The organism is Streptomyces sp. OR43 (genome assembly GCF_008042275.1).
GTDB lineage: Bacteria > Actinomycetota > Actinomycetes > Streptomycetales > Streptomycetaceae > Streptomyces.
The window spans coordinates 1-2,806 of record NZ_RDBK01000053.1 but is presented as its reverse complement, the minus strand read 5'-3'; the positions used below and the strand labels follow the sequence as shown (position 1 = coordinate 2,806).

At 71.9% G+C, this 2,806-nt stretch carries 3 protein-coding genes; 2 read left to right on the top strand and 1 reads right to left on the bottom strand.

All coding sequences use genetic code 11. The features are described 5' to 3' along the window. The first annotated feature begins 18 nt into the window (after positions 1-18). Positions 19-588, top strand: a complete 570-nt coding sequence (locus tag EAO72_RS40180) for a PadR family transcriptional regulator (RefSeq protein WP_148022334.1) — start codon at positions 19-21, stop codon at positions 586-588. Next, complete coding sequence (locus tag EAO72_RS40175; protein ID WP_148022333.1) at positions 575-1,357, top strand: SGNH/GDSL hydrolase family protein; 783 nt, start codon at positions 575-577, stop codon at positions 1,355-1,357. Before EAO72_RS40180 ends, EAO72_RS40175 begins: the two co-directional genes overlap by 14 nt. Positions 1,358-1,463: 106 nt before the next feature. Here EAO72_RS40175 and EAO72_RS40170 read toward each other — a convergent pair whose 3' ends face one another. Next, complete coding sequence (locus tag EAO72_RS40170; RefSeq protein ID WP_148022332.1) at positions 1,464-2,525, bottom strand: YncE family protein; 1,062 nt, start codon at positions 2,523-2,525, stop codon at positions 1,464-1,466. Between the last annotated feature and the right edge of the window lie 281 nt (positions 2,526-2,806).

The following is a 2,806-nucleotide window of genomic DNA, read 5'->3' as shown; positions in this document are numbered from 1 at the left end:
GAGGGAGGGGCTGCTTCGATGGCCTTGCGACATGCCGTGCTGGCGGCGCTGCTGGACGGCGAGTTCAGCGGGTACCAACTGGCGAAGGCGTTCGACGTCGGCGTGGCGAACTTCTGGCACGCCCTGCCCCAGCAGCTCTACACCGAGCTGGCCAGACTGGAGAAGGAAGGCCTGGTCGAGGGCCGGCAGGTGGTCCAGGAGACCCGGCCCAACAAACGTGTCTTCCAGGTCACCGACGCGGGCCGCGACGAGCTGGAGAAGTTCGCCGCGACCACGTCCAAGCCGTCGTTCATCCGCGACGACCTGCTCGTCAAGGTTCAGTCCGCCGACCGCATCGGTACCGCACAGGTCATCGAGCAACTCGACGAGCGAGTGGCCGTGGCGGACGCGAAGATCGCGCTCCTCGACGATCTGCTGCGGCAGATGCGCGGGGACGCGGACGAGGAGGAGTTCCTCCGCCACGGCGAACGCGTCGGACCGTACCTGACGTGCCTGCGTGGCGTGTCCTTCGAGCGGGGCCACCGGGACTGGTGCCTGCGGATCGCGGCCGTGCTGCGGGAGAGGCAGGCGGCTCATGCCGGGCGGTGAGTACCTGCGGTACGTCGCGCTGGGCGACAGCCAGACCGAAGGGGTCGGCGACGGGGACGACATCGTCGGCCTGCGCGGCTGGGCCGACCGGCTCGCCGAGCACCTCACCACCGTCAGCCCCGGTCTCCAGTACGCCAATCTGGCCGTGCGCGGACGGGTCGCCGGTCAGGTCCGCGCCGAACAGCTGGAGCCGGCGCTCGCGCTCCGCCCCGACCTGGCCACCGTCGTGGCCGGGGTCAACGATCTGCTGCGGCCGCGGGTCGACGTCGCGGAGGTGGCCGGGCACCTGGAGGAGATGTTCGCCGCGCTCACTGCCGCCGGGGCACAGGTGGCGACGCTGACCATTCCCGACGTGGGGAAGATCGCGCCCGTCGCCCGGCCCGTCAGGGCACGGGTGTCGGAGCTCAACACCCTCATCCGCGCCGCTGCGGCCCGCCACGGGGTCGCCGTCGCCGAAATCGCCCAGCACCCCGTCGCCACCGACCGACGCCTGTGGAGCGAGGACCGGCTCCACGCGGGGCCGCTCGGCCACGCGCGGATCGCCGCAGCCGTCGCCCAGGCGATCGACCTGCCCCGGAGCGACGACTCCTGGACGCATCCGCTGCCACCCCGAGTACCCCCCACCGGCTGGCAGTCGGCCGGTGCCGAACTGCGCTGGGCCGCCGCGTTCCTCGGTCCATGGCTCGGACGCCGTCTGCGCGGCCGGTCGTCGGGGGACGGACGCACCGCCAAGCGCCCCCATCTCCTGCCCCTGAGCGCCGGTACGTGATCGCCCGGCCGCGTCGCGGCGGCTGAGGTCCGGACCCGGCAACCGAAGAGGTCCGGACCGCCGCGTCGCGCGGTGGGCCGGACCCTTCCGGTGGGTGGCGGGCCGGTCAGCGGGCGAGGCGGATGCGGTGCAGCTGGTCCTTGCCGTCGGCGCCCGCACCGGACTTGTCGACGACGTAAGCGAAGTCGCCGGCGAGCTCGATGTGGTTGGGGTTGGCGCCCACGGCCACGGTCTGCACGACAGCGCCCTTGCGCGGGCTGACGACGGAGACGCCGGCGTCCGTGCGGTTGACCACCAGCACGTTGCCCGTGCGGGTGTCGGTGGCGACGGACAGCGGGCCCGCGCCCGTGGCGACCGACTTGGTGACGAGGCCCTTGCGCAGGTCCACGACCGAGACGTCCCCGCCGGTCTGGTTGGCGGTGTAGGCGGTGCGGCCGTCCTTGGACAGGGAGACGGAGATGGGGCCGTCGCCGGCCGGGATGAGCCGCGGTGCCGCGGAGCCCGTGGCGACCTGGATGATCTGGTCGTTGGTGAGGTCGGCGGCGTAGACCGTGCCGGACTTCTCGTCCAGGGCCAGGCCGGTCGGGCCCGATCCCTCGACCGTGACGCGCTTCTTCTCCTTCAGGGTGCGGCTGTCGAAGGCGACGAGCGCGCCGTCACCGTACCCGCTCGCCCACACGGTGTCGTGGCGTTCGTCGACGACGACCTCCCGGGCGTGGGCCACGTTCGGGAGCGTGGCGAGGTGCTCGCCGGTGCGCTGGCTGTACACGGCGACCGAGTTGTCGCGGGTGTTGGTGGTCCAGACGGTGTTGTGCTCGTCGTCGACCGCCACACCGTAGACCGCCTCGACGGCGCCGGTGGCCGCGTCGGTGACCGGCGGGGTGTAGGTCGCCTTCACCTTCAGGGTCTGCGGATCCACCTTCGTCAGGGCGGAGTTCGTCACCGGCGGGCGCCCCACCGATGAGGTGGTCCACAGGACGTGGTTCCGCTCCGAGTAGGAGGACTGGTAGAGCCCGTTGGTGACCGGCGCGGTGGTGACGGCCGCAGCGGCCGGCCGGGTCTGGGCGGACGCGGTGCCCGTCAGTGCCACGGTGCTGCCTGCGGCGAGCACGACGGCGATGGCCGCACACGTTCCGGTGCGACGCGGGCTGCGGGTGGGTGAAGTCATGCTGGGGTCATCTCCCTGAAGGCGGGGCATGGCGATCTGTGCTCTTTGAACTTAGCTTAGCCTTACCTAACTAATGCTCCCTCAGGTGTGTGACGTGGCTAACAACTGCGCTGCGTGCGAGGGGGGTTCGGGGGGTCGTTCCTGGTCGGACGGGGCGGACTGCGGAGTCGGCCTCGGGTGCGGCGGTCATGGCCGGGGTCGGCGCCAGGAGGCGCGGCCGGTGAGCGCCTGTCGGAGTGGCCCCGGTTCACGCCCTCCCGAAAGGTAAGGTGACCCTAAGT

What these genes read in the sequence shown, in the direction of transcription:
- EAO72_RS40175 (WP_148022333.1), top strand. Translation starts at nt 575, where the DNA reads ATGCCGGGCGGTGAGTACCTGCGGTACGTCGCGCTGGGCGACAGCCAG.
- EAO72_RS40170 (WP_148022332.1), bottom strand. Translation starts at nt 2,525, where the DNA reads ATGACTTCACCCACCCGCAGCCCGCGTCGCACCGGAACGTGTGCGGCC.
- EAO72_RS40180 (WP_148022334.1), top strand. Translation starts at nt 19, where the DNA reads ATGGCCTTGCGACATGCCGTGCTGGCGGCGCTGCTGGACGGCGAGTTC.